22 protein-coding genes are annotated in these 25087 nt (G+C 61.0%); 12 read left to right on the top strand and 10 right to left on the bottom strand.

All coding sequences use genetic code 11. The features are described 5' to 3' along the window. The first annotated feature begins 1 nt into the window (after position 1). The 8 genes from uvrC (at position 2) to secG (ending at position 8750) form a co-directional block, all read left to right on the top strand. Positions 2 to 2062 carry an excinuclease ABC subunit UvrC gene (gene uvrC / locus HMPREF2734_RS08145; RefSeq protein WP_070423119.1) on the top strand — a complete coding sequence of 687 codons (2061 nt, stop codon included), beginning with the start codon at positions 2 to 4 and terminating at the stop codon, positions 2060 to 2062. A gap of 89 nt (positions 2063 to 2151) precedes the next feature. Further along, complete coding sequence (gene rapZ, locus HMPREF2734_RS08140) at positions 2152 to 3060, top strand: RNase adapter RapZ (RefSeq protein ID WP_070423120.1); 909 nt, start codon at positions 2152 to 2154, stop codon at positions 3058 to 3060. After that, a complete protein-coding gene (gene yvcK, locus HMPREF2734_RS08135; RefSeq protein WP_070451408.1) occupies positions 3060 to 4040 on the top strand; it encodes a gluconeogenesis factor YvcK family protein in 981 nt (326 codons plus the stop codon). The genes rapZ and yvcK overlap by 1 nt, the downstream gene beginning before the upstream one ends. Positions 4041 to 4094: 54 nt before the next feature. Continuing rightward, the gene (whiA, locus tag HMPREF2734_RS08130) at positions 4095 to 5084 is read left to right on the top strand and encodes a DNA-binding protein WhiA (RefSeq protein WP_070570378.1); all 990 of its coding nucleotides are present in this window, start codon (positions 4095 to 4097) and stop codon (positions 5082 to 5084) included. Positions 5085 to 5344: 260 nt separating this feature from the next. Next, positions 5345 to 6355, top strand: coding sequence for a type I glyceraldehyde-3-phosphate dehydrogenase (gap, locus tag HMPREF2734_RS08125; protein ID WP_070570376.1), 1011 nt, complete (start codon positions 5345 to 5347; stop codon positions 6353 to 6355). Between the two features lie 93 nt (positions 6356 to 6448). After that, positions 6449 to 7660 (top strand): phosphoglycerate kinase, encoded by a 1212-nt coding sequence (gene pgk, locus HMPREF2734_RS08120; protein WP_070770984.1) that lies wholly within the window; start codon positions 6449 to 6451, stop codon positions 7658 to 7660. Positions 7661 to 7672: 12 nt separating this feature from the next. Next, positions 7673 to 8446, top strand: coding sequence for a triose-phosphate isomerase (gene tpiA / locus HMPREF2734_RS08115; RefSeq protein ID WP_070484828.1), 774 nt, complete (start codon positions 7673 to 7675; stop codon positions 8444 to 8446). 67 nt (positions 8447 to 8513) lie between these two features. Then, complete coding sequence (gene secG / locus HMPREF2734_RS08110; RefSeq protein ID WP_070423126.1) at positions 8514 to 8750, top strand: preprotein translocase subunit SecG; 237 nt, start codon at positions 8514 to 8516, stop codon at positions 8748 to 8750. 7 nt (positions 8751 to 8757) lie between these two features. Here the strand turns inward: secG and pgl are convergent, their stop codons facing one another. The 5 genes from pgl to tkt are packed head-to-tail and all read right to left on the bottom strand — an operon-like array spanning position 8758 to position 15157. After that, on the bottom strand, positions 8758 to 9456 hold the full coding sequence (gene pgl, locus HMPREF2734_RS08105) for a 6-phosphogluconolactonase (RefSeq protein ID WP_070570374.1): 699 nt from the start codon (positions 9454 to 9456) through the stop codon (positions 8758 to 8760). After that, on the bottom strand, positions 9453 to 10373 hold the full coding sequence (locus HMPREF2734_RS08100; RefSeq protein WP_070570372.1) for a glucose-6-phosphate dehydrogenase assembly protein OpcA: 921 nt from the start codon (positions 10371 to 10373) through the stop codon (positions 9453 to 9455). Before HMPREF2734_RS08100 ends, pgl begins: the two co-directional genes overlap by 4 nt. A 22-nt stretch (positions 10374 to 10395) precedes the next feature. Beyond that, positions 10396 to 11913, bottom strand: a complete 1518-nt coding sequence (zwf, locus tag HMPREF2734_RS08095; RefSeq protein WP_070423129.1) for a glucose-6-phosphate dehydrogenase — start codon at positions 11911 to 11913, stop codon at positions 10396 to 10398. Between the two features lies 1 nt (position 11914). Then, a complete protein-coding gene (tal, locus tag HMPREF2734_RS08090) occupies positions 11915 to 13006 on the bottom strand; it encodes a transaldolase (RefSeq protein ID WP_070570370.1) in 1092 nt (363 codons plus the stop codon). A gap of 6 nt (positions 13007 to 13012) precedes the next feature. Next, positions 13013 to 15157: a transketolase gene (tkt, locus tag HMPREF2734_RS08085; RefSeq protein ID WP_083308131.1), complete on the bottom strand. Its 2145-nt coding sequence runs from the start codon at positions 15155 to 15157 to the stop codon at positions 13013 to 13015. A 182-nt stretch (positions 15158 to 15339) separates the two neighbouring features. Here tkt and HMPREF2734_RS08080 point away from each other — a divergent pair, with 182 nt between their 5' ends. After that, a complete protein-coding gene (locus HMPREF2734_RS08080; protein ID WP_305764338.1) occupies positions 15340 to 16257 on the top strand; it encodes a heme o synthase in 918 nt (305 codons plus the stop codon). Positions 16258 to 16267: 10 nt separating this feature from the next. On the opposite strand, the gene HMPREF2734_RS08075 is transcribed toward HMPREF2734_RS08080, so the two are convergent. Genes HMPREF2734_RS08075 through mptB form a run of 5 tightly spaced genes read right to left on the bottom strand, consistent with a single transcriptional unit; the run spans position 16268 to position 21576 of the window. Continuing rightward, positions 16268 to 17245 carry a quinone oxidoreductase family protein gene (locus HMPREF2734_RS08075; RefSeq protein ID WP_070423132.1) on the bottom strand — a complete coding sequence of 326 codons (978 nt, stop codon included), beginning with the start codon at positions 17243 to 17245 and terminating at the stop codon, positions 16268 to 16270. Between the two features lies 1 nt (position 17246). Further along, a complete protein-coding gene (locus HMPREF2734_RS08070) occupies positions 17247 to 18200 on the bottom strand; it encodes a COX15/CtaA family protein (RefSeq protein ID WP_070451424.1) in 954 nt (317 codons plus the stop codon). 45 nt (positions 18201 to 18245) lie between these two features. Next, positions 18246 to 19034 (bottom strand): ABC transporter permease, encoded by a 789-nt coding sequence (locus HMPREF2734_RS08065; RefSeq protein WP_070570368.1) that lies wholly within the window; start codon positions 19032 to 19034, stop codon positions 18246 to 18248. Positions 19035 to 19038: 4 nt separating this feature from the next. After that, positions 19039 to 19965 carry an ABC transporter ATP-binding protein gene (locus HMPREF2734_RS08060; protein ID WP_070570366.1) on the bottom strand — a complete coding sequence of 309 codons (927 nt, stop codon included), beginning with the start codon at positions 19963 to 19965 and terminating at the stop codon, positions 19039 to 19041. A 6-nt stretch (positions 19966 to 19971) separates the two neighbouring features. Beyond that, on the bottom strand, positions 19972 to 21576 hold the full coding sequence (gene mptB, locus HMPREF2734_RS08055) for a polyprenol phosphomannose-dependent alpha 1,6 mannosyltransferase MptB (protein ID WP_070570364.1): 1605 nt from the start codon (positions 21574 to 21576) through the stop codon (positions 19972 to 19974). A gap of 194 nt (positions 21577 to 21770) precedes the next feature. Between mptB and HMPREF2734_RS08050 the strand changes: the two genes are divergently transcribed. From HMPREF2734_RS08050 to sufD, 3 genes are read left to right on the top strand one after another with little or no spacing between them, the layout of a single operon-like run. Continuing rightward, positions 21771 to 22475 (top strand): helix-turn-helix transcriptional regulator, encoded by a 705-nt coding sequence (locus HMPREF2734_RS08050; RefSeq protein ID WP_070423137.1) that lies wholly within the window; start codon positions 21771 to 21773, stop codon positions 22473 to 22475. Then, a complete protein-coding gene (gene sufB / locus HMPREF2734_RS08045; protein WP_070570362.1) occupies positions 22468 to 23913 on the top strand; it encodes a Fe-S cluster assembly protein SufB in 1446 nt (481 codons plus the stop codon). The genes HMPREF2734_RS08050 and sufB overlap by 8 nt, the downstream gene beginning before the upstream one ends. Beyond that, positions 23914 to 25077, top strand: a complete 1164-nt coding sequence (gene sufD / locus HMPREF2734_RS08040; protein ID WP_070570360.1) for a Fe-S cluster assembly protein SufD — start codon at positions 23914 to 23916, stop codon at positions 25075 to 25077. Positions 25078 to 25087 lie beyond the last annotated feature (10 nt).

The following is a 25087-nucleotide window of genomic DNA, read 5'->3' as shown; positions in this document are numbered from 1 at the left end:
CTTGGCTGACCCCCAGTCTTACCGCCCAGCGCCCGGAACGATCCCAACCGATCCGGGCGTGTATAAGTTCCGGGACCGCGACGGGCGTGTCATCTACGTTGGCAAAGCCAAAAATCTTCGTGCGCGCCTGAGCAACTACTTTCAGCCACCGGAGACTCTGCACCCGCGGACCCGGCAGATGGTCTACACCGGCGCTTCAGTCGAATGGACCGTTGTCGCATCCGAGGTAGAGGCGCTCCAGCTCGAATACACATGGATCAAGCGCTTCGACCCGTGGTTTAACGTCATGTACCGCGACGACAAGACCTACCCAATGCTTGCCGTCAGCGTGCGCGAACGCTACCCGCGCGCGTTCTTCTACCGCGGCCCCAAGCGTAAGGGCGTACGCTATTTCGGCCCGTACTCGCATGCGTGGGCGGTGCGCGAGACCCTCGATCTGCTCACGCGCGTGTTCCCGATTCGGACGTGTTCCAACGGTGTGTTTAACCGTCACGAATCCCTTGGACGCCCTTGCTTGCTTGGGTACATCGACAAGTGTGCGGCACCCTGCGTCGGTCGTGTCGACGAAGCCGAGTACGACGAGATCGTCCAGGGCTTCCTTGGCTTCATGGCAGGTCGCTCCGAGAAGCTTGTCCGTGGCATCACCGCACAGATGGAGGAGGCCGCGGAGAACCTCGAGTTTGAAAAGGCGGCGCGGCTTCGCGACGACCTCGGCGCCGTCGAAAAGGTAATGGAGCGCCAGACGGTCGTCCTCAGCCAGGACACCGACGCGGATATCATCGCCTTTGATACCGACGAGCTTGAAGCGGCGGTGCAGATTTTCAACGTCCGCGATGGGCGCATCCGCGCACAGCGGGGCTGGGTTGTCGAAAAAACGGGCGATGAGCCCGGAGCCGCAGAACGTCTGGAGGAAGGCCAGACCGACCCAACGTTGCCAACGTTGATGCAGAACTTCCTGGTCCAGTACTACTCGGATGCGGTCGAGCGAGTGAAGCAGGAGCGTGAAGAGGATCGCAAGATCGAAGCGCAGAAGGTTCGCCGCCGAGGCGTAGATCAGGAGTCACGTGCGCAAGCGGCGGCACCGATGCCGGTGCCGCGTGAGATTCTCGTCGAGACGCTGCCCGCGGAACTGCCGGAAGTGACCCAACTTCTCGAAGAACTACGTGGCGGGCCTGTGGACCTTCGCGTGCCGCAGCGCGGTGATAAACGTGCACTGATGGAAACAGTGCACAAAAACGCCGCCGAAGCGCTCCACCAGCACAAGTTGAAGCGGGTCGGTGACCTGACCGCACGATCGCAGGCCCTGCAAGATATCCAGGACGCGCTCGGGATGGACGAAGCGCCGCTGCGTATTGAATGCACCGATATTTCCCACATCCAAGGCACCGACGTTGTAGCCTCCCTCGTGGTGTTCGAGGACGGTTTGCCCAAAAAGAACGACTACCGTCGATACCGCATCAAGGAAGCAGCCGGCGATGGTCGATCCAACGACGTCGGGTCCATCGCCGAGGTCACACGCCGGCGCTTCAAGCGCTACAACGAGGACAAACTCGCCAACCCTGATGAGGTCGCTGAGGCGCAGACCTTCGAGGACGAGGCCGACGAATCGACCGGTGCGAAACGCTTCGCTTACCCTCCCCAGTTGTTCATCGTCGACGGCGGCAAACCCCAGGTTAATGCCGCACAGGCTGTGTTCGACGACCTCGGCATCGTCGATGTACAACTCATCGGATTGGCCAAACGCCTCGAGGAAGTGTGGGTGCCAGACGACGACGAGCCGGTGATCCTGCCGCGAAACTCCGAAGGCATGTATCTGCTCCAGCAGGTGCGTGATGAGGCCCACCGGTTCGCCATCACCTACCACCGCCAGCAACGCTCGAAGCGCATGCGAGCGTCCGCCCTCGACGCAGTCCCGGGACTAGGCCCCGCGCGGAGAACCGATTTGGTGAAGCACTTTGGCTCGGTGAAGAAGATCAAAGAGGCTTCTATCGAGGAGATCCAGGAGGTTAAAGGCGTCGGTCCGAAACTCGCCGCGACGATCTACGAGCACCTTCATACGTAGCTGGTTTTGAGGCTGGTTATGAGGCAGGTTTTGCGGCAGCTTTTGCGGAACCGCGACGCGGCTCGCTGCGCTTCGTTAGGATGAGCGCCATGTCCACAGCTTCTGCTCAAGCATTGCCACACGATTTGCGTTCCGCCAGTTGGCGTCCGGTGATCATCACCGGCTTGTCCGGTGGCGGATTGTCCACCGCAGCGAAAGTATTCGAGGACAAAGGTTTCTTCGTTTCACAGAATCTGCCACCCCAGTTAATTCTGGAGCTTGTGGACCTTGCAGCAGCGGACGATTCCCCAGTGGAACGGCTGGCGGTCGTGTCGGACGTGCGCGCAGACCGGTTCAACGGTTCATTGGCCGACACCCTTGAGGGGCTCCGTCGACGTGGTTACTCACCGTTCGTGCTGTTTCTTGAGGCGCGTGACGATGTGCTGATCCGCCGATTCGACTCCGTGCGGCGCACGCACCCGCTGCAGGGCGATGGTACCTTGCAGGACGGCATCGATCGCGAACGCGAGGAAATGGAAGGCATCCGTTCGGCCGCAGATGTCATCATCGACACGTCCAATTTGTCTGTGCACGACCTACGCCGCGCTGTTGAGGCATCGGTCGGCGAGCTGCCGGTGGAGCGTCAACACGTCACTATTGAGTCTTTCGGATTCAAGCATGGTTCGCCACGTGACGCTGATCTGATCATTGATGTGCGATTCCTACCCAACCCATACTGGGTTGAGGAGCTGCGCGACTTCCGCGGTATCGACGCACCTGTAGCAGACTATGTCCTGTCGCAGGATGGTGCGAAGGAATACGTGGATCATTTCGTTGATCTGTTGTCGAGCACGTTGAAGGGCTACCGCCACGAAGGTAAGGACTTCATCACTGTGGGCGTTGGCTGCACAGGTGGGCACCACCGCTCGGTTGCGGTCGCAGAAGCGATCGGGAGGCGACTGCGACAGCAGGGCCAAGTTGATGTCAATGTCATCCACCGTGATTTGGAGAAGCACTAATGCGCGCGACTGATCCCGCGGCGATGACGTACACATGCCTCGGGGGAGGGCATGGGCTCTACCAGACGCTCACGGCCGCGCGCGTTGCCGGCGCAGCTCGTATTAACGCTGTGGTGACAGTTGCCGATGACGGCGGCTCGTCGGGCCGCCTGCGTCGCGAGATGGAGATTGTTCCTCCGGGAGATCTCCGCATGGCGCTGGCAGCGCTTACCGACGACAGCGGGGACGGCGCAATGTGGCGCGACACGCTCCAGCACCGCTTCGGTGGGCATGGCGCAATGGCTGGACACGCTTTGGGAAACTTGATCATCGCCGGACTTGCGGAGCGCCTTGGTGACACACAAGCGGCGCTGGACCAGGTTGGCAAATGGACCGGCTCCCAGGGACGAGTCATTCCAGTGAGCCCACAACCCCTCGACATTGAAGCTGATGTTGCAGGGCTTGACGACGACCCACGGGTGCTGCGCTCTGTACACGGCCAAGTCGCCGTTGCGACGACACCGGGCACTGTGCGCCGTGTGCGGCTGACTCCGTCCGAACCGCCAGCGAGCCGGGACGCCATCCAGGCGATCATGGACGCGGATCTGGTCACCATTGGGCCTGGTTCGTGGTTTTCCTCTGTGATCCCGCACCTGTTGGTGCCTCAAGTGCGCGATGCGTTGAACGAGACCGAAGCGAAGGTGGTTGTGGTACTCAACCTCTCCCCAGAAGCAGGGGAGACCCATGGTTTTACCACCGAGCGTCATATTCATGTCTTTGCGCAACACGCCCCCAACCTGCGGGTTGATTGCTTCCTGGCGGACAGTGACATGGTGACTACGCACGGTGAACGTGAAAACGTCCGCCGTGCGGCGGAACGGCTCGGCGCGGACGTCGAGTACCGCTCCTTACGCGTCGAAGGCGACGATGGTGTGAAGCGCAACCTTCATGATCCGTTGAAGCTTGCCGCGGCGCTCAAGGACCTCTCGACGAGCAGCTAACAGCTGCAAGCTAGACTGCTCCGGGTTAAAGGGGGCGATGAAAGGACGGAAACATTGGCGCTTACGGGCAAGGTGAAAGAAGAGCTACTCGCCGTATCTTGTGGTACCACCGAGGCTCGGGCGGCGGAAGCCACCGCGCTTATTCGTTTCGCCGGCTCGATCCAGCCTTCCGATAACGGTCTGGCCATCGTCGCAGAATTCGGCGAGAAGCCGGTGGCGGTGAGGCTCGCGGAATCCATTCAAGAACTCTGCGCAGTCCAGCCTGCCATCGAGACCGTACCCCCTGTCCAAGGCAGTAAAGACACCACGTATGTCGTTCGGGTGGAACGTGACGTGGCTGATGTCATCCGCCGGCTGAGGCTTGTGACAGCGTCTGGTCACCCGGTGGTTGGTATGCCGCGACAGGTGATTTCAGGATCAATGGCCGGCGTTGAGGCAGCTTGGCGTGGCGCGTTTCTCGCGCGAGGAAAGCTGATGGAGCCTGGCCGTACCGCGACCCTTGAAGTGGCGTGCCCGGGCCAGGAAGCTGCGCTCGCACTCGTTGGGTTGGCTCGTCGTCTGTCGGTGACCGCGAAGACTCGTGAAACTCGAGGTGTGGAGCGAGTGACTATCCGCGACGGCGAGACCATCGGAATCCTGCTGAGTCGTATGGGGGCACCACTGACCCGCCTGGAGTGGGACCGCAAGCGCGCGGCGAAGGCTGTGACAGCGAAGGTAAACAATCGCTTGGCTACCTTCGATGACGCCAATACGCGCCGTTCGGCGCAGGCTGCAGCAGCTGCTGCAGCTCGGGTGGAGCGTGCGATGGACATTCTTGGCGACGATGTTCCTGAGCACCTTGCGGAAGCGGGCTACCTCCGCGTGGAACACCGCCATGCTTCACTCGAGGAACTTGGTCGTTTGGCTGACCCGCAGATGACCAAGGACGCCGTTGCAGGACGTATTCGACGGCTGCTGTCGCTCGCTGATCGTCGAGCAGCCGAGATGGGGATCCCGGACACACACGGAGTGGAAACGGCTCCGAATCCTGTGAATTCAGATTAACGCCCAGAACGTGTTCGGAATCACAGTTGCCTGCGGGGTACATGAGGTGCCCTGAGCGGGCGGTATTTTCCCCAGGGGGAGTGGGGGTGCTGAGGTGTCGTGGTGTGGGAAACCACATTCGGAATCGGCACGGCGGGGGAATGTTCCCCCTGGTTGTGGGGAGGGGGCCTTGGGGCGAATTTGCGCCCTGCAGGCTGTGAGAGGCGCAGATACACTGGCTTGCGTACGAGGTTTTCTACAACCATCGAGGAGAAAATACAGTGACTACGCGCATTGGCATTAACGGTTTCGGTCGTATCGGACGTTCCGCGCTCCGCATCATCGAGGACGAGTACAAGGGCGAGCTCGAGGTCGTCAAGATCAATGACTTGACGAACAATGAGACTCTCGCACACTTGCTGAAGTACGACACGGCCTACGGCCAGTTCAAGCACGACATCGAGTACGACGACCACTCGATCTCTATCGATGGCCGCCGTATTGAGGTCTCCGCTGAGAAGGACCCGGCAAACCTCGCCTGGGGTGACCTGGATGTTGACATTGTGCTGGAGTGCACCGGCGTATTCCGCAAGGGGCCGGAGGCTCAGGCGCACATCGATGCCGGCGCGAAGAAGGTCATCATCTCCGCACCGGGCAAGGAAGTTGATGGCACCTACGTGTGGGGCGTGAACCACGCCGACTACACGGGCAAGGAGAACATCATCTCCGCGGCATCGTGCACCACGAACTCGCTCGCGCCGGTTGCGAAGGTCCTCGACGAGGCGTTCGGTATCGAGTGTGGCCTGATGACCACCATCCACGCTTACACAGGTGACCAGCGGATCCAGGATGCTCCGCACAAGGACCTGCGTCGCGCCCGCGCGGCAGCGCAGAACATCGTTCCGACGACCACCGGTGCAGCTAAGGCTGTGGCGCTCGTGCTCCCGAGCCTTGAGGGCAAGCTCGATGGCTTCGCAATGCGTGTGCCGACCATCACCGGTTCCGCCACCGACCTCACCGTGACCCTGGGCAAGGATGTCACTGTCGAGGAGGTCAATGCGGCAGTGAAGAAGGCTGTGGAGGACAGCGAGTTCGGCCAGGCGCTGAAGTACACCGAGGACCCGATCGTCTCTTCCGACATCATCGGTGACCCGCACGGCGCTATCTTCGACGCTGGCATGACTCGCGTCATCGACGGCAACCTAGTCAAGATCATCTCGTGGTACGACAACGAGTGGTCTTACACCGCCCAGTACATCCGTCTGACCAAGCTGGTCGCGGACAAGCTCTAAGTTATGGCACCCCCGGGTCCGTGGCGCTTCCAGCGCGGCGGACCCGTTTTTCATACGATGGGATGCGTTCACCGAACTAAAAGGAGAGACCCCTTGACTAAGAACTTGCAGCAGCTTCTCGACGAAGGCGTCGACGGCCGCCACGTCCTCGTTCGTTCCGACTTCAACGTTCCGCTCGACGAGAACGGCAACATCACCGATGCCGGTCGCATTGACGCGTCGCTGCCTACGCTGAAGGCGCTTCTCGACGGCGGCGCGAAGGTCATCGTTATGGCACACCTCGGCCGCCCGAAGGGCGAGGTGAACCCGAAGTTTTCTCTCGCACCGGTTGCAGAGGCACTGTCGGAACGTCTCGGGCAGTTTGTCCCGCTGGCAGGTGACGTCAGTGGCGAGGACGCCCACGAGCGTGCCAACGGCCTGACCGAGGGCGAGATTCTGCTCCTGGAGAACGTTCGTTTCGATCCGCGCGAGACTTCAAAGGACGAGGCGGAGCGCGCGGAGTTCGCAGCTGAGCTCGCTGCGTTGGCGGCTGACAACGGCGCGTTCGTCTCTGACGGTTTCGGCGTTGTGCACCGTGCCCAGGCGTCCGTGTACGACGTTGCGAAGAAGCTGCCGGCGTACGCAGGCTTCCTCGTCGATAAGGAAGTAGAGATCCTGTCTGCGGTCAAGGACAAGCCGGAGAACCCCTACATTGTGGTGCTCGGTGGCTCGAAGGTGTCCGACAAGCTCGGTGTGATCGAGGCGCTTGCAGAGAAGGCAGACAAGATCATCATCGGTGGTGGCATGTGCTTTACCTTCCTTGCGGCCCAGGGCCACAACGTGCAGAAGTCGCTGCTGCAGGACGACATGATCGATACCTGCAAGGAGCTCATCGCACGTTTCGGCGAGAAGCTGCTTCTGCCGGTTGATGTCGCTGCGGGTGCTGGCTTTGACAAGGACACCGAGAAGAAGGTCGTCGGTCTGGATGAGATTCCGGAGGGCTGGATGGGCCTGGATATCGGACCGGAGACCGCAAAGAACTACGCCGAGGCAATTAAGGGCTCCAAGACGGTGTTCTGGAACGGCCCCATGGGTGTGTTTGAGTTCCCGAACTTCGCCGACGGCACCAAGGCAGTGGCTGAGGCAATGATCGCAGCGACGAAGGACAACGGTTCCTTCACGGTTGTCGGCGGCGGCGACTCGGCGGCATCCGTGCGCACTCTGGGCCTCGACGAAGAGGGCTTCTCCCACATTTCGACCGGCGGTGGCGCTTCCCTCGAATTGATTGAGGGTAAGGACCTGCCTGGCGTTTCTGTTCTGCAGTAAGGAGGTCTATCCATGGCACGTACACCACTCATCGCGGGCAACTGGAAGATGAACCACGATCACCTTGAAGCGATCCAGAGCGCGCAGAAGCTTGTCTTCGCGTTCCCGAAGGATGGTTACGAGGTAGTCGATATCGCCCTGACTGTCCCGTTCACAGACCTTCGTTCAATCCAGACGTTGGTGGAAGGCGACAAGCTCCAGATCACCTACGGCGCGCAGGACGTGTCTGAGCACGACAACGGCGCGTACACCGGCGACATTTCTGCCGCGATGCTGGAGAAGCTCGGCTGCACCTGGGTGGTCGTCGGCCACTCGGAGCGTCGCGAGTACCACGGCGAAACCAATGAGCAGGTCGCTGCCAAGGCGAAGAAGGCCCTTGAACACGGCATCACGCCAATCGTCTGCGTCGGCGAGCCACTCGAGGTCCGCGAGGCGGGCGACCACCTCGACTTCGTGGTCAAGCAAACGCGTGAGTCGTTAGCTGGTGTGGATGCGTCCAAGGTCGTCATCGCCTACGAGCCCGTCTGGGCAATCGGTACTGGCAAGGTAGCCTCCGCCGCGGACGCCCAAGAGGTCTGCCACGGCATCCGTGAACTTGTCCGTGAGCTTGCGGGCGACGACGCAGCCGATCAGGTCCGCATCCTCTACGGCGGTTCGGTGAAAACGGACACCGTCGCAGAGATCGTGGGCCAGCCCGATGTCGACGGTGGACTCGTCGGCGGTGCCTCCCTGGATGGCCAGGAGTTTGCGAAGCTTGCCGCCGCTGCCGCGAACGCGTCGATGTAAGGTCCCACCAGAAAGTGGTGTAGGCTCAACAGAGTTTGCACCAATGTGATTTGGAAAGGTATCGCAGATGGCTCTTGCTCTCGAGATCGTGCTGGTGATTTCGGCGATCCTCATGACCGTGTTCGTCTTGCTGCACAAAGGCAAGGGCGGCGGTCTGTCCAGCCTCTTCGGTGGCGGTGTTCAGGCGAACCTGTCCGGCTCCACCACCGTGGAGCGCAACCTGGACCGCGTGACCGTGCTGATGGCGATCATCTGGATCGCCTGCATCATCGGTCTGAATCTGATCCAGACGTTCGCGTCCTAACAGCGAATTAGTTCAACGGTCCTGCTGCTTCCTCGGTGATGCGCAGGACCGTTTCTTTACGCCCAACTGCGCCGGCGACCGGCCAATCCTGAGCTGCCGTAACACCGTCACCTGCGTGGGAGGCAGCCTCGGCTTTCTCTGCGCCGGAAACGAGCAACCACACACGGTCGGCTGACTGGACCGCAGGCAGGGTCAGGGTTGCCCGCTCGGCTGGTGGCTTGGGGGAGTCAGTAACCGTGACGACCATGGCATCATGTTCGCGCACGGCGCTGGTGTGAGGGAACAGCGAGTTGATGTGACCCTCGCCGCCCATACCGAGCAAGTGGAGGTCGAAGCCATCCGGCGCAAACTCCGCTAAGGCTGCTTCATAACGCGCTACCGCGGCATCCATGGGCCCACCGTCCAACCCGTAGCCGTGGATGTTCGCTTCGGGTATGTCGACATGGTCAAGCAACGCCTCCCGGGCCTGGCCCTCGTTGGACTCGGGGTGGTCTACCGGTACGTTGCGTTCATCGCCGAAAAACACGTCTACGTTTGCCCAGTCGATCGCTTCGGTGCGCAGACGTCGCAGGAGAGCGATGCCCGCAGTTCCGCCGGTCAGTACCACTCGAGCGCGGCCGTCGCCTGAGCGCTGAGCGTCGCGGATGACGGCCGCAACGTCGGCGGCGGTGTCGTCGATAAGAGCCTCGAGATTCGGGTAAATCATGCGTGTCGTACCTTTCCTAAGCCGTTCAAAGCGTTGCCGTAGATGGCATCGGGACCGAGGTGGCGAAGTTCTTCGGCGAGACATTCGGCGTCAGTGCGCTCACCCATTGCGACGCGCGAGTCAGCCATGTCTGGTACCGAAATGCGTACCGTGTACTCACCCTCAGCAACGACTTCAACATCGCCGCCGTCAGTGTGGATGATGGTGTGGGCGATGGGGAAGCCGGAGATATGCTCGTCGCAACGTGTTACCTCCACATCGAGGCTGTCAGCGAGCCAGCCGGCCGCAAGATCCACGCTGGGGTCTCCAGGAGCACCGGCGACCTCTGCACCCGTGATTGTGTGCTCAGGGAACCGGTCAAGCGCCGAAGCGAGAATTCCCCTCCAGGGAGTGATTTGAGACCACAACATATCGGAATCGCCGGGCGTATAGCCTGCCGCCAACTCCGCGAGCGATCCATCGCGGCTCGCACCACGAATGTTGGTAATGCGACGTTGCGCAATGTGTCCCAATTGATCTTCGGCGGGCCGTTTTGGAGCAGCGCCTGGCCAATATGAGACGACGGGGGTGTCGGGAAGCAGAAGGGGTGTCACCACGGCACCGAGGTGCTGCGTCAATTCCCCGCGCAGATGCATGACGACGACCTCGGAGGCGCCTGCGTTAGACGCAACCATCACTTGGGCGTCGAGACGCGATTCCTTAGCCGGGTCGCCGGAGACCAGCACGAGTACACGTGCTGGGTGCTCGAAAGAGGCGTCCCGGAGGGTGGACAAGGTGTCGTCGAGAAGCTCGCTGCCTTCATCTACCGCAACCAAAAGCGTCAGGACGCGACCGGTAGCTAGCGAATGGCTCTCGCGCACGCGTGCGAGTGACGTCTCAATCAGTTTCGTGGTGGTGTTAGGAAGATCGATGATCATACGTCGAACCCTTTCTGCTCCGTTACGGACGACGCCACGCCCGGCCCTCGCGGGCAAGCATCTCATCAGCGGACGCAGGACCCCAGGTGCCTGCCTCATAGTCTTCAGGGGCGCCATGTTCCGCCCAGTAGTCCAACACCGGATCCAGAATCTGCCAACTGCGCTCCACCTCGGCGTTGGTGGGGAACAGGCTGGACTCGTCAAGCAGCGCATCAAGGATGAGACGCTCGTACGCCTCTGGGGACTGTTCCGTGAACGCCTCCGAGTAGTGGAAATCCATGTTCACGTCCCGAAGCTCCATACCCGCACCAGGGACCTTCGAACCGAAGCGCATGAGAACACCTTCGTCGGGCTGGACGCGGATGACCACTGCGTTGTTGGTCAGCAAATCCGTCTGGCCTTCTGTAAACGGCTGGTACGGGGGTTGTTTGAAGACAAGCGCGATTTCGGTCACCCGTCGGCCTAGGCGCTTGCCGGTGCGCAGATAAAACGGCACACCAGCCCAACGTCGCGACGCGATTTCTAGCGTGCATGCTGCGTACGTCTCAGTTGTCGAATTCGGATCGAATCCGTCTTCCTCCCGCAGCCCTACGACGCGTTCAGAGCCCTGCCAACCCGCGGTGTACTGGCCACGTGCCGTCGTCTCAGAGAACGGACCGACAGCGGTGGTGGCTCGAAGCACCTTAAGCTTCTCCGCGCGCAGCTGCCGTGGCGAGAACGATGTCGGCTCCTCCATGGCAACCAACGCGAGCAGCTGAATCAGGTGGTTCTGGATAACATCGCGCGCTGCGCCGATGCCGTCGTAGTAGCTCGCCCGACCACCGAGGCCGATGTCCTCGGCCATGGTGATCTGCACATGGTCGATGTAGTGCGAGTTCCACACGGGCTCGAAGAGCTGGTTAGAAAAGCGCAGGGCCAAAATATTTTGGACGGTTTCTTTGCCCAGATAATGGTCGATGCGGAACACGGAGCGCTCGTCGAACACGGCGCCTACCACCTCGTTGAGCTGGTGTGCTGACTGCGCGTTGTGCCCAAATGGCTTCTCGATGATCACGCGCCGCCACTCGCCTTCACCTGCGTGGGCCATACCACTGCGATCAAGTTGGTGGATCACATCCGCGAAAAAATCGGGAGGTACCGACAGGTAGTACGCCCAGTTGCCAGCAGTGCCGCGTTCCGCGTCGCTGCGTTTCAACGTGGCCGCAAGGGCGTCGAAGGCGTCGTCGTCATCAAAGTTGCCCTTGACAAACTGAAGACCTTCAGCGAGGCGCTGCCACACATTCTCGTGAAAGCTAGTGCGCGCGCCCGCATCGATTGCTTCACGGACATAGGCCTGAAAATCAGCCTGTGTCCAGTCCCTCCGCCCGTAGCCGACGAGCGTGAACCCGCCGGGGAGGAGGCCACGATTCGCTAGATCATAGATCGCGGGAAGAAGCTTTTTGCGGGCCAGATCGCCGGTCACACCGAAGATAACCATGCCGGAAGGTCCGGCGATCTTGGGCAGCCGCTTGTCCTCAGGGGAACGGAGTGGGTTAGTCACATTAGGCGAGTTTAGCTGTCATCGAATCGAGCAGCTCCTGCCACGCGTCCACAAACTTCTCTACGCCTTCGCGCTCTAGCGTGGCGACGACATCCTCAACGTCAATGCCAACCTCACGCAGCGCCGCAAACACCTCGCGGGAGACAGCTTCGGTGCCGGTGAGCGTGTCGCCGTGCACACCGTCATCCGCGAGCGCCGCGTCAAGAGTCTTCTCCGGCATCGTGTTTACAGTATCCGGTCCGGCCAGCTCCGTGACGTACATCGTCGCAGGGTACTCAGGGTTCTTCACACCCGTTGACGCCCAGAGCGGACGCTGCTTGTTCGCGCCGTTAGGCAGTTCGTCGATGAGCTCCGCCTCGAACTCCTTTTGGAACAGTGCATACGCCAAGCGGGCGTTCGCAATGCCTGCCTTGCCACGAAGCGCGAGAGCCTCGTCGGTGCCGATGACCTCGAGGCGCTTGTCCACCTCGCTATCCATACGGGATACGAAGAACGATGCCACCGAATGGATAGCGCTGACATCGTGGCCGTTCGCGGCAGCCTGACGGATGCCTTCCTTGTACGCGTCGATGACCTGCTGGTAGCGCTCTACCGAGAAGATCAGCGTCACATTGACCGAAATGCCTTCAGCGAGGGCGGCGGTGACGGCCGGAAGCGACTCGTCGGTCGCGGGAATCTTGATCATCAAGTTCTCCCGGTCGACCTGGTTCCAGAGCTCCTTTGCCTGTTCGATGGTCTTTGCTTCGTCAGCCGCGTAGCGAGGATCTACTTCAATGGACACGCGACCGTCCTTGCCACCCGTTGCCTCGAACGTATCGCGGAACAGGTCACAGGCGTCTTGGACATCCTTGACGCTCATTGCGTAAACCGCTGCATCAGCAGCAGATCCAGCAGCCTTCAACTCGGCGAGTTGCTCGTCGTAGTGTGTGCCCGAGCTCATCGCCGCAGCGAAGATCGCCGGGTTAGTGGTTACGCCGACAATCGATTTCGATGCCTTCACTTCAGCGAGGTTGCCGGTAGCAATGCGTTCACGCGACAGGTCATCCAGCCACGTTGACGTGCCTACGTTGTACAGATCGTCGATAGCAGTCATGCACTCCTACTTTCCGTCGCCGCGGGTTGGTTCGGACTCGGTGTCGCCAACACGCTGGCTCGTTGGCACGCTGCGGTTATCTCGCACGCATGCAAGAGTCTCGCGGGCGACGCGGACAACATTGTCGGTGGCGAAACCGAAGCGCTCGAACAGCTCCGAGCCCGGGGCAGAAGCACCGAAGTGCTCCAGCGACACAGCGCGGCCGAACTCGCCGAGGAAGCGGAACCACGGCATTGAGGTTGCTGCCTCGACAGACACACGGGCCTTGACCTCGCGAGGCAAAACAGCGTCGATGTAGTCGTCGTCCTGTTCCATGAACCAATCAATGGACGGCACGGAAACCACACGCGTTGCGGTGCCATCTTCCTCGAGCACCTTGGCGGCCTCCACCGCGTACTGCACCTCGGAGCCGGTCGCCATGATGATCAGGTCCGGAGTCTCCTTCGAACCCTCAACCAGGACGTAAGCGCCGCGGGCGACACCGTCGAACGCCTTCTCCTTGGTGCCCTCGAGCACCGGCAGGTTCTGGCGCGACAGAGCCAGGGCCTTCGGCTGTTCCTTCGCCTCGAGTGCCGCGATCCACGCAGCAGAAGTCTCGTTCGCATCTGCCGGACGAATCACTGCAACGTCCGGGATAGCGCGCAGCGCAGCCAGAGTCTCCACCGGCTGGTGAGTTGGGCCGTCCTCGCCGAGGCCGATCGAGTCGTGCGTAAACACGTAGTAGCCATCGATGCCGGACAGTGCGGCAACGCGGATGGCGGGGTAGAGGTATTCAGAGAAGATGAGGAAGGTGCCGCCGTAGACGCGAGTGCCACCGTGCAAGGCAATGCCGTTCATGACAGCGCCCATCGCGTGCTCACGAATACCGAAGTGGAGGTTGCGGCCGTACGGGTTCGCCGTGAACATCTCCGTAGAGATCGACTCAGGACCGAACGACGGCTCGCCCTTAATGAGGGTGTTGTTTGAACCAGCAAGATCCGCAGAACCGCCCCAGAGCTCAGGCAGCATAGCGGCCGCAGCCTGGATCGCAGCTTCAGAAGCCTTTCGGGTAGCTAGGCCCTTGGCATCCGGTTCCCAAGTGGGGAAGTCCTTCTTCCAATCCGCAGGCAGCTCACGGGCAGTGAGGCGATCCAGCAGCGCCTTGCGTTCCGGGTTTGCCGCAACCCAGGCGTTGAACTTCTCATCCCACTGGGCACGCTTTTCGGCTGCGCGCTCACGCAGCTTGCGGGTGTGGTTGATCACGTCGGCTTCCTCAGGGAAGTGAACGTCGGTATCGAAGCCGAGTTCAGCCTTCACCGCAGCTACCTCGTCCGCGCCGAGAGCTGCGCCGTGGATAGCACCAGTGTTCATCAGGTTCGGGGCCGGGTAGCCGATGACGGTCTTCACACGGATAATGGTCGGCTTCGTGGTGTCGGCCTTCGCCTCTGCGACGGCTGCTTCGATTGCCACGACATCCTCGCCGGACTCGACGGTCAGCGTCTGCCAACCGTAGGCCTCGTAACGCTTCATCACGTCTTCGGTGAACGCGATTTGGGTGTCGTCCTCAATGGAGATCCGGTTGTCGTCCCAGAACAAGATGAGGTTGCCCAGCTGCTGGGTACCTGCAAGCGAAGATGCCTCTGCGGTAACGCCTTCTTGGAGGCAGCCGTCGCCGGCGATGACATAGATGTAGTGATCGAACGGGGACTCGCCAGCAGGCGTCTCAGGGTCGAAGAGGCCGCGCTCTCGTCGAGAAGCCATTGCCATGCCCACAGCGGAGGCAAGGCCCTGGCCGAGTGGACCCGTAGTGATCTCCACATGGTCCGTGTGGTTGTACTCCGGGTGCCCCGGCGTCTTTGCACCCCAGGTGCGCAGATCCTTCAAGTCCTGCAGCTCGAGGCCGAAACCGCCGAGATAAAGCTGCACGTACTGGGTCAACGACGAGTGGCCGTTGGATAGCACGAAACGGTCGCGGCCAACCCAATCCTTGTCGGACGGGTCAACATTCATCACACGCTGGAACAGGGTGTAGGCGAGCGGCGCCAGGGACATCGCCGTACCCGGGTGTCCGGACCCGCAGTTTTCCACCGCGTCGGCCGCCAGCACGCGGGCAGTATCAACTGCACGAGTGTCAGTATCGGTCCAATCCGACGGGTAGTTGCGGACAGTCATGGCTTGCAGCTCGGGGGGCAGCGTCACTTCATTCCTCGCTTAAGTTGAGTCTGATGAGGTCTCCCAAGAGCATACTGCGTGACCCTTATGGCGTGTTCGATTCGTGCCTACAGTGGGGGAACGGCTACCATCGTCCAAAGGTATGAGTGCCCTGCGCCACCTGAAGAATAAAAAGGAGAGAGTTGTTGGAGACCATTAAGGCATATTTCGCGTTGACGAAGCCGAGGGTCATTGAACTACTCCTGGTCGCCGCAATCCCGGCGATGCTCCAGGCTGACCGCGGCGAAGTTCACGTTTGGCTCGTCTTCGCAACTCTCCTCGGAGGCTGGATGGGTGCCGGCGCCGCAAACACGTTCAACATGGTGGCCGACTACGACATCGACCAGAAGATGGGGCGTACGCGCGCCCGCCCGCTGGTCCGTCACAAGATCACCAAGCAAAAGGCCGCCGTCTTTGCATGGGCACTGCTGATCATCAGTGTGCTGTGGCTTGGTTTGCTCTGTAAGTCCTGGTTGGCGGCGTTCTTCATCATCTTGACCAACGCGTTCTACATCTTCGTCTACACGAAGTGGCTCAAGCGCCGCACGTGGCAAAACGTGATTTGGGGCGGCGCGGCTGGCTGCATGCCGGTGCTCGTCGGTTGGGCCGTGATCCGCGACAACGTCACCGACGGAACGCCAGACCACTGGTGGCAGGCCATCGTGATGTTCCTGATCATCTTCTTCTGGACGCCACCGCACACCTGGGCGCTAGCAATGAAGTACAGGGAAGACTACGCGCGTGCGAATGTGCCGATGCTGCCGGTGGTGGCCTCGCCAGAAGAAACCAGCCGTCAGATCGTGCTGTACTCCTGGCTGACCGTCATTGTCTCGTTTGGCCTCGTGCCGGCTGCGTCGTGGATTTACCTCGTGATTGCCGTGGTATCCGGTGTCGCATTCCTCGTCATGGCGACCAAGCTGCACAACGGCATCGTCCGTGGCGAGAAGGTCAAGCCGCTAAAGCTGTTCATCTTGTCGAACAACTACCTCGCGGCCCTGTTCCTCGGTCTGTCCTTTGACGCCGTGCTTGGCTGGGAGACTATAGGAGAACTGCTCTTCTAATCCCGCTCGATTAATCCCGCTCGATCTTGAGCACCACAGAACCTGTGGTCTTACGCGCCTGCAGATCCTCATGGGCTTTGCGGGCGTTCTTGAGCTCATACGGCGGGTGGACGCGCATCCTGACGGTGCCGTCCTCGATCGCACGGACAACTGCCTGTGCGCGCATGAGGAACTCCTCGTCTGTGGCAACGTAGTGCTTCAGCGAGGGGCGGGTGAGGAACAGTGCTCCGTGCTGGTTCAACTCTTGAATCTTGAACGGTTCCACGTCGCCCGACGCGGAACCGAAGGAGCACACGAGGCCACGCGGACCTGTGACCTCAAGGGCAAACTGGAAAGTGTCCCTGCCAACGCCGTCGTAGACCACGTTGACGCCCTTGCCACCGTTGGCTTCCTTGATTTCCTCTGCGAGAGCGGAGCCCTTGTCTCCGTATCGGAACACCTTGGTCGCTCCGGCTTTGTACGCGAGATCCTCTTTCTCGTCACTAGAAACAATCGAATAAACCGTGGTTTCGAGCGCCGCAGCCATCTGGGTCAGGATAAGGCCGACGCCACCGGCGCCAGCAGTGATGACCATGGTGTCTCCCGGCCTGGTATCTCGAACACCGTGGAGAAGGTAGTGCGAGGTCATCCCCTGTAGAAGCATGGATGCCGCAACCTCGGGCTGCACGCCTTCCGGCACTGCGACGAGACGGTTGCGGTCGACGGCAACCTTCTCTGCGTAGGACCCTGGAGCGTCGTGCCAAGCGACGAGCGTACCCGGCGCGATTTCCCCCAATGGGTCGTCGACCACTCGGCCGCAACCTTCGGTGCCGGGGATGTAGGGAGGCTCAGAGGCGTACGTTCCGGAGCGGAAGTACGTGTCTATGTAGTTGACGCCGGCATAGTCGACGTCGACAAGCAATTGCCCCTCGCCTGGAACGGGATCCGCGATCTCGGTGTATTCGAGTACCTCCGGGCCGCCATGTTTGGTAACAAGAATTGCCTTCATGTCACACTAGCGTAGGCAAACGACGCTTTCCGTGTGCGAAAAGGAATGCACTAAATGCCACGACCGTTGATGACATGCCGATGTGGACTGGGATTGTCCAGCGTGGAACACCCATCCTGAACTGGATGACGCCGATGGCCCACTGCACAAAAATCAATGCAATGAGCACCCAGACGGTTCGTTTTGCGTCTGCGGGGGCATCAGAGCGGCGCAAGATGAAAGCGACGACGAAGGTTGCGATGAGGTAGACGTACATGCAGATGGCGTGGACATAGGCGAGCATCCGGGTGTCGAGGTCGAGACGACCTTCCATGCCAACACCGGAATCACCCGAGTGTGGACCCGAGCCGGTAACCATAGTGCCGGTAACGAGGACAAAGCAGAGCGCGACGGCGGCGATGACGGTCCAGGTCTGAGCATGTGCGGGGAAGCGGCGCGTCAGCTCGGCCGCATCGGTTTCTGCGATGCGCATGTAGAGCACTGCCGCAACCCACACGAGCAGCATCGACGGCAGGAAGTGCACCGCGACGGACCACCATTGCAGGTCGAGGCGTACTGAAATGCCGCCGATGATGGCCTGGACAACAACGCCGAGGAAGGAAACCCAAGCCATCGTCTTGATTGCGTCGCTGCGCTTCGCTTTGTATACCGCAATTAGGACAAGGACTGCGGCAGCAGCGACGACGAAGGCGAGCAGGCGGTTACCAAACTCGATTGTCTGGTGAATCCAAGGTGCAGCGCCCGCAACCGGCACGAGTGAGCCCTCGTGGCACAGCGGCCAGGTGTCGCAACCGAGACCGGAACCGGTCACGCGGACAAGCGAGCCGGTGACCGTAATGCCACCTTGGCAGATGAGCAGCACCATGCTGAGAACACGCTGCAGGTGAAGCGAGGGATCTTCCCAGGCCTCTTTGAACCGGCTTTGGGACTTTGGTTGGGCAGTGGCGGTCGACAAAACTTCTCCAACTTTCGGATGAATAACGGCTTGAGTGTATCGCGGTTAGTCGTCAAAGCGGAACAGGCGCACCGCCCCGATGATCGCTAGGACAGTCCATACTGCGAGCGAGACCCAAGCCGACACGTTAAAACGCAGGTCAACAGCATCTTCCAAAGCACCGGCTAGCGCGACCGTGGGCACAGCATTCCATACACCGGCACTAGAAAGGTCCCCGGAATAGACCACCCATCCAACGATGCCCATGAACGCAATCCAGATCAGGTTTGCCAGCGCAAGGACTAGCTCGGAGCGCAACGTGCCGCCCATCAGTAGTCCCATGGCGGTAAACGCCGCCACGCCGAACAGCAGGGTAATCAGGCCGAATCCAGCGCCTGCGACCGAAACTCGCCAGCCCAGGTATAGGGCAATCGCGCCGAGGACGACGATCTGTACCAAAACGGTGGCGAGAACACCGAAGATTTTCCCGGCGACAATGGTCCATGGTGGCACGCCCGAGGCGCCCACGCGCTTGAGCGCTCCGTATCGACGATCAAACGCAAGGGCAATCGCCTGGCCCGTGAAGCCAGCCGAGGTAGCAGCAACAGCAAACACCATCGGAACGAGTGCGTTGAAGTCGGTGTCGTCGCCAAACATCGGTATGTGCGTGGCTGCGATGAGCACCGCAGCAGGGATGATGAGGTTGACGAGGAGCTGTTCGCCGTGGCGCAGCATCAGCCTTGCTTCAACGCGGCCTTGTGCCAGTGCCATCTGTGCAAGTGATGCACGTTGCGGGTTCGGCGTGAAAATACCAGGGGTAAGAGCTCGGTCGGTGGTCTGGGCTTGCGTGGTCATTGCGTTAGCTCCTCAACTCTCGTCCGGTGATATCCAAAAAGACGTCCTCAAGGTCGCGGTGCGACATCGACAAATCCCGGATCAGCACGTTTTGCTGGGCAGCACTTCGCGCAAGCGCTTCGATGACGGCCGGGGAACCGGCGCCAAGAATTCGGTAGCGCTGAGGGCTGACTGCCTCGGCGGTAATGTCGAGCGCTCGGAGTTCGTCGTTAAGCAGGTGCACATCGAGCTTACGGTCCGTGCGGACAGCAACAACCGGGTACTCCTCATGACTGGTCAACTCCGCTGGGGAGCCTTGGGCGACGAGTTTGCCATGGTCAATGATCGCAACGTCGTCGGCGAGCGTTTCCGCTTCGTCCATCAAGTGGGTGGTAAGGAGCACAGTGGTGCCGTCACGCTTCATCGCCTGGATGATGTCCCATACTGCGAGGCGCGACTGGGCATCCATGCCTGCAGTGGGTTCGTCGAGGAAGATTAGTTCTGGGCGACCAATCATCGCGAGCGCGAGCGACAGTCGCTGCTGTTGGCCGCCCGACAGGCGGCGGTACGTGGTCTTCGCTACGCCTTCAAGCCCGAGCAGCTCTATAAGCCAGTCCGGGTCGTGAGGATTGGTGTTGTACCGCGCAGCGAGCTGCAGGATCTCGCGAACCTTCAACGACGCATAGGATCCGCCCCCTTGCAGCATGATGCCGATGCGGTCACGGACCTTCTGCGGTTGCGTAACAGGGTCGATGCCAAGCACCCGGATAGACCCGGAGGTTGGTGTGGTAAACCCCTCGCACATCTCAATCGTCGTCGTTTTGCCGGCACCATTCGGGCCGAGCAGTGCCAAAAGTTGACCACGTCGCGCGGTAAACGTCAGTCCGTCGACAGCCCGCTTTTCGCCGTACTCCTTGACGACATTGTCGACTTCAAGAGCAAGATCACTCATGGCCGATCAGTCTAGCCCGCGGCCCCGCCAGTACCGGAAACCCAACCAGGCAACAAGCACTAACGCAGTGAACGCAACAGCGGCTGACCCGTAGATTGTCACCACAGCAAACGGCGGCAGTGCCAGCCCGCGCGGGAGCACGAGGAAGCTAAAAACCGCGCTATAAGACGCCACAATCACCCGGAAAAAGAACCGGTTCGCCCAGGCCGCTAGCGGCAAGATCGCCCAGAGCGGATACCAGGGGTGCACCACCGGGAACAGGATCACGAGCACCAGCATGGATACGCCGAGCCCGCCAACGGGGTGGATCGTGCCTTTAAACGTTGCCCACAACATTCGCACCGCGAACGCCGCCGCGACGGCGAGCCCTGCGCCACGCGTAACGACGAGTATCGCCTCGGTCTGATCGCCGAGTCCCAGCAGCATCCCAATGAATCCACTGATGACGCCGATGTCGGTGGTCAGCGAGAGCCAACTGCGTATCGACGCAGCACCGCCCTGTCCCGTCACCCACCCGAACCCGATGCCGGTACCGAGGGAGACGAGTGTGATCGTCGCTAAGAAAATAAGCGTTTGCACGGCGACTGCCCGCGCAATGGAGCGCACCGTAGAGACTCCCCTGAGGTGAAAACTGCGCGCGAGCGCCATGCCAATAAACCCCAGCGGGATGAACCCGGTCACCTTCACCAACCCCGCACAGGAGAGGAGGGCGCCCGATGCTATCAGGATGATCCAAGTACGGAAGGTTGCATCGCCAGTTCGGATCGGATCGACTGCTCTGAGCCCGAGCTCGAGGCCGACGAGGACGAAGCCGACCAGTAACGCCTCGTTGTGAATACCTCCGACCAGGTGCAGGATGGTCAGTGGGTTGAGCAGGCCGAGCCACAGCGCAGCCGAGGCGTTGACGCCACACCGTTGCGCAAGGGCACGCAACCCCCACGATGCTGCGAGCAATCCCGCGACAGAAAGCACACGGTGCAGGAAGACCCCCCAAAACACTGCATCGGCGGTAACAATGGAAATTAACGCCGCGATGCCGAGTGCAACCGGCCCGTACGGGCTTGGAGAGTGCGCCCAAATGAACGGCACGGACCTGGCCAGTGGGTGGTCGACGCCGAGGATCTCTACTGGCCCGGCGGCGTACGGGTCAAGGCCCATGCGCACAATCGCGCCGTTAGCCAAATAAGAATAAATGTCCTGAGTGAACAGGGGCGCGGTCAACATTAATGGCAGCACCCATGCGACGAACGTGCGCTGCAGCGCCGGTGCTCCGATGCGTGGTGCGTGCCCACCTGCACCGACAAACGGCGCCATAATCAGCCATGACGCGACAAGCATGCCCACGCCGATGAGCACGATGGCGTTAGAAGCCAGCATCATTCGGCTCATGGTGGCCCCAAAGGGGAAGGCGAACCACGGATTATCGACGACTGGGAGCGCCCCGCCACCTAAACCACCTAGCGCGATGAGACACGCGCCCAGGGCTCCGAGCCAGCGCAAAATGAAAAACCGGTCCCGCTCCCGGTAAGACGGTTGTGGAATGGACGAACCACCATCAAACCCGGGCGACGGATTGTGCAGTTCCGAGGAACGCGAACCGGGCCGCCCCATGTGGGGAAACTCCGCAAGGACCGCACGACCAGGGCGCCGCAGACGCGGCAATCTCGGCGAGCGGGGAGGCTGGGCAGTCACGTCGCTAGAGCTTACTTGGTGCACGCCACGCCAAGGAGACCCGCTTCGGCGGGAATAATTACGACACACTAGTGTTGTGTAAAGGCGAGCAGAGAGCCAAGGAAAGGGGTTGCATGGTGGCAGAGAAAGACACTGCATACCGCGCGAACGGAACAACCCGTTCGCAGGTGATGTCTATCCTGCTCAAACAAGGGCCCGTTGCGGCGGCCGAAATCGGCACCGAGCTTGGACTTTCGCCCGCCGGCGTACGACGCCATCTGGACAAACTCGTTGAAGAAGGGATGGCAGAAACCTGCCCGCCGCGTGCGGTAGCAGGGGATCAGGCATCCCGCGGCCGTCCCGCAAAACACTTCCAGCTCACCGTCAAGGGCAGGGAAGAGTTCGGTACGAGCTACGACACCATCGCGCTTGAGGCCGTTGATGTGATCGAATCTATCGGCGGCGAGGAAGCGGTGCGTGAATTCGCTCGCAGGAGGGCCGAACGCATCTTCGCAGATGTCCAGACTGGTGCTGACAGTGACGACCCGGAAGCAGCAGTGCAAGCTGTTGCTGCCGCGCTCGAAGCCCACGGATACGAGCCCACCGTCAGGCGTACGCCAGCAGGTATCCAACTGTGCCAACACCACTGTCCAGTCTCCGCGGTAGCGGCTGAGCATCCAGAATTGTGCGAGGCGGAACACGAGGCCATTGCGCGCATCGTCGATACGCATGTGCAACCGCTCGCCCTTATTGTGGACGGACACGGCATCTGCACGACTAACATCCCTCTCGCCCCAAAGGCGGGAAACGAAACGAAAGGAGCGGCTGACAATGACTGAAGCGAAGCCAACGCCAGGTCTTGAGAAGCCGATGAACGACGACGAGATCATCGAGTCCATCGGCGCTTACAACTACGGCTGGCACGACTCCGATGTTGCCGGCGCATCCGCGCGACGCGGCCTCAACGAGGACGTTGTCCGCGACATTTCCGGCATCAAGGAAGAGCCGGAATGGATGCTGAACCAGCGTCTCAAGGCGCTCGAGATCTTTGAAAAGAAGCCGATGCCGACCTGGGGCGCAGACCTCTCCGGCATCGACTTTGACAACATCAAGTACTACGTCCGCTCCACCGAGAAGCAGGCGACCTCCTGGGAAGATCTGCCGGAGGACATCAAGAACACCTACGACAAGCTGGGCATCCCCGAGGCAGAGAAGCAGCGCCTCGTTGCAGGCGTTGCAGCACAGTACGAGTCCGAGGTTGTCTACCACCAGATCCGCGAGGACCTGGAGGAAAAGGGCGTCATCTTCGTCGATACTGACACCGCGCTGCGTGAGCACGAGGACCTATTCAAGGAGTACTTCGGCTCCGTCATTCCGGCCGGCGACAACAAGTTCTCCGCGCTGAACACCGCAGTGTGGTCTGGTGGCTCCTTCATCTACGTCCCGCCGGGGGTCCACGTGGACATCCCGCTGCAGGCCTACTTCCGCATCAACACCGAGAACATGGGCCAGTTCGAGCGCACATTGATCATTGTCGACGAGGACGCGTACGTGCACTACGTCGAGGGCTGCACCGCCCCGATCTACAAGTCGGACTCCCTGCACTCCGCGGTGGTGGAAATCATCGTGAAGAAGGGCGGCCGCTGCCGCTACACCACCATTCAGAACTGGTCGAACAACGTCTACAACCTGGTCACCAAGCGTGCCAAGGCTGAAGAGGGCGCGACCATGGAGTGGGTCGATGGCAACATTGGCTCCAAGGTGACCATGAAGTACCCGGCCGTCTGGATGACCGGTGAGCACGCCCGTGGCGAGGTGCTCTCCGTCGCCTTCGCAGGTGAGGGCCAGTTCCAGGACACCGGTGCGAAGATGACGCACATGGCTCCGCACACGTCGTCGTCGATCGTGTCCAAGTCCGTCGCCCGCGGCGGTGGCCGTGCCGCATACCGTGGCTTGGTTCAGGTCAATGCCAATGCGAACGACTCCGCATCCAACGTTGAATGCGACGCGCTTCTGGTCGACAACATTTCCCGCTCGGACACGTACCCATACAACGACATCCGCAACGACCGCGTCACGCTCGGCCACGAGGCGAAGGTGTCCAAGGTTTCCGAGGACCAGCTGTTCTACCTCATGTCCCGCGGCATTGCCGAGGAAGAGGCGATGGCAATGATCGTGCGCGGCTTCGTCGAACCGATCGCCAAGGAGCTGCCAATGGAGTACGCCCTCGAGCTGAACCGTCTCATTGAGCTGCAAATGGAAGGATCGGTGGGCTAAATGGCTGAAACCGTCAAGAACGCCACCACACACAACAACAAGGGCGACCTGTACTCCTCCTTCAACGTTGAAGATTTCGACATCCCCGGCGGCCGCGACGAGGTCTGGCGCTTCGTCTCCCTACGTCGCCTGCGCGGCCTGCACAACGGCCAGTTCGCACCGCAGGCTCCCGCCCAGATCACAGTTGACGCTCCGTCCGAGGTCACCGTTGAGCAAGTTGCGCTTGACGACGACCGCGTGACCGCCGCCGGCGCTCCCGTCGACCGCATCGCCGCCCAGGCGTGGACCTCCTCCGAAAACGCCACACTGGTATCGGTGCCAGCAAACGTCGAGCTCAACGACACAATCACCATTACTGTGACCGGTGCAGGCACAGACGTCACGACGTTTGGCACCATCGTTGTCGAGACCGGCGCGAACTCCGGCGCAACCGTGCTGGTGCGCTACGAGGGCTCCGGCACTCACGCCGACAACGTCAACTGGGTCATCGGTGAGGGCTCCCGCGTCAATGCCGTCATCGACGCCGAATGGGATCTTGATGCAGTACATGTTGGCCAGCAGGCGATCGTCGTCAAGCGCGATGCAACCCTGCGTCACCATGTCGCAACCTTTGGCGGCGAGGTCGTGCGAATCTCCCCACGCGTGTCCTTCGAGGCACCGGGCGGCGACGCCGAACTGACCGGCGTGTACTTCGCCGACGCTGGCCAGTACATCGAAAACCGCCTGCTCGTCGATCACGGCGTACCGAACTGCCGCTCCAACGTGCTCTACAAGGGTGCCCTCCAAGGCGACAAGGCCTCCGGCTTGCCCGAGGCCCGCACCTGCTGGGTCGGCGACGTACTCATCCGCGCCGAAGCGCAAGGCACCGACACTTACGAAACCAACCGCAACCTGGTGCTTACCGACGGTGCACGCGCCGACGCGATCCCGAACCTGGAAATCGAAACCGGCGAAATCGCTGGTGCTGGCCACGCAGCAACCGTCGGCCGCTTCGACGACGACCAGCTGTTCTACCTGCGCTCCCGCGGTATCCGCGAGGAAGACGCCACCCGTCTGATCATCCGTGGCTTCTTTAACGAGGTCCTCAACCAGATCCCAATCGAGTCGGTCCGTGAAGACCTCATCGCCCGCGTCGCCGGCGAACTCGAGCGCAACGAAAACTAAAAGGAGCTTC

This window comes from Corynebacterium sp. HMSC055D05 (assembly GCF_001810365.1).
GTDB lineage: Bacteria > Actinomycetota > Actinomycetes > Mycobacteriales > Mycobacteriaceae > Corynebacterium > Corynebacterium coyleae.
The sequence above is the reverse complement of the archived record's forward strand: the minus strand, read 5'-3'. Positions and strand labels throughout refer to the sequence as shown.

What these genes read in the sequence shown, in the direction of transcription:
- rapZ (WP_070423120.1), top strand. Translation starts at nt 2,152, where the DNA reads ATGTCCACAGCTTCTGCTCAAGCATTGCCACACGATTTGCGTTCCGCC.
- yvcK (WP_070451408.1), top strand. Translation starts at nt 3,060, where the DNA reads ATGCGCGCGACTGATCCCGCGGCGATGACGTACACATGCCTCGGGGGA.
- tpiA (WP_070484828.1), top strand. Translation starts at nt 7,673, where the DNA reads ATGGCACGTACACCACTCATCGCGGGCAACTGGAAGATGAACCACGAT.
- secG (WP_070423126.1), top strand. Translation starts at nt 8,514, where the DNA reads ATGGCTCTTGCTCTCGAGATCGTGCTGGTGATTTCGGCGATCCTCATG.
- pgl (WP_070570374.1), bottom strand. Translation starts at nt 9,456, where the DNA reads ATGATTTACCCGAATCTCGAGGCTCTTATCGACGACACCGCCGCCGAC.
- HMPREF2734_RS08100 (WP_070570372.1), bottom strand. Translation starts at nt 10,373, where the DNA reads ATGATCATCGATCTTCCTAACACCACCACGAAACTGATTGAGACGTCA.
- tal (WP_070570370.1), bottom strand. Translation starts at nt 13,006, where the DNA reads ATGACTGCTATCGACGATCTGTACAACGTAGGCACGTCAACGTGGCTG.
- tkt (WP_083308131.1), bottom strand. Translation starts at nt 15,157, where the DNA reads ATGACTGTCCGCAACTACCCGTCGGATTGGACCGATACTGACACTCGT.
- HMPREF2734_RS08075 (WP_070423132.1), bottom strand. Translation starts at nt 17,245, where the DNA reads ATGAAGGCAATTCTTGTTACCAAACATGGCGGCCCGGAGGTACTCGAA.
- HMPREF2734_RS08065 (WP_070570368.1), bottom strand. Translation starts at nt 19,034, where the DNA reads ATGACCACGCAAGCCCAGACCACCGACCGAGCTCTTACCCCTGGTATT.
- HMPREF2734_RS08060 (WP_070570366.1), bottom strand. Translation starts at nt 19,965, where the DNA reads ATGAGTGATCTTGCTCTTGAAGTCGACAATGTCGTCAAGGAGTACGGC.
- mptB (WP_070570364.1), bottom strand. Translation starts at nt 21,576, where the DNA reads ATGGGGCGGCCCGGTTCGCGTTCCTCGGAACTGCACAATCCGTCGCCC.
- HMPREF2734_RS08050 (WP_070423137.1), top strand. Translation starts at nt 21,771, where the DNA reads ATGGTGGCAGAGAAAGACACTGCATACCGCGCGAACGGAACAACCCGT.
- sufB (WP_070570362.1), top strand. Translation starts at nt 22,468, where the DNA reads ATGACTGAAGCGAAGCCAACGCCAGGTCTTGAGAAGCCGATGAACGAC.
- sufD (WP_070570360.1), top strand. Translation starts at nt 23,914, where the DNA reads ATGGCTGAAACCGTCAAGAACGCCACCACACACAACAACAAGGGCGAC.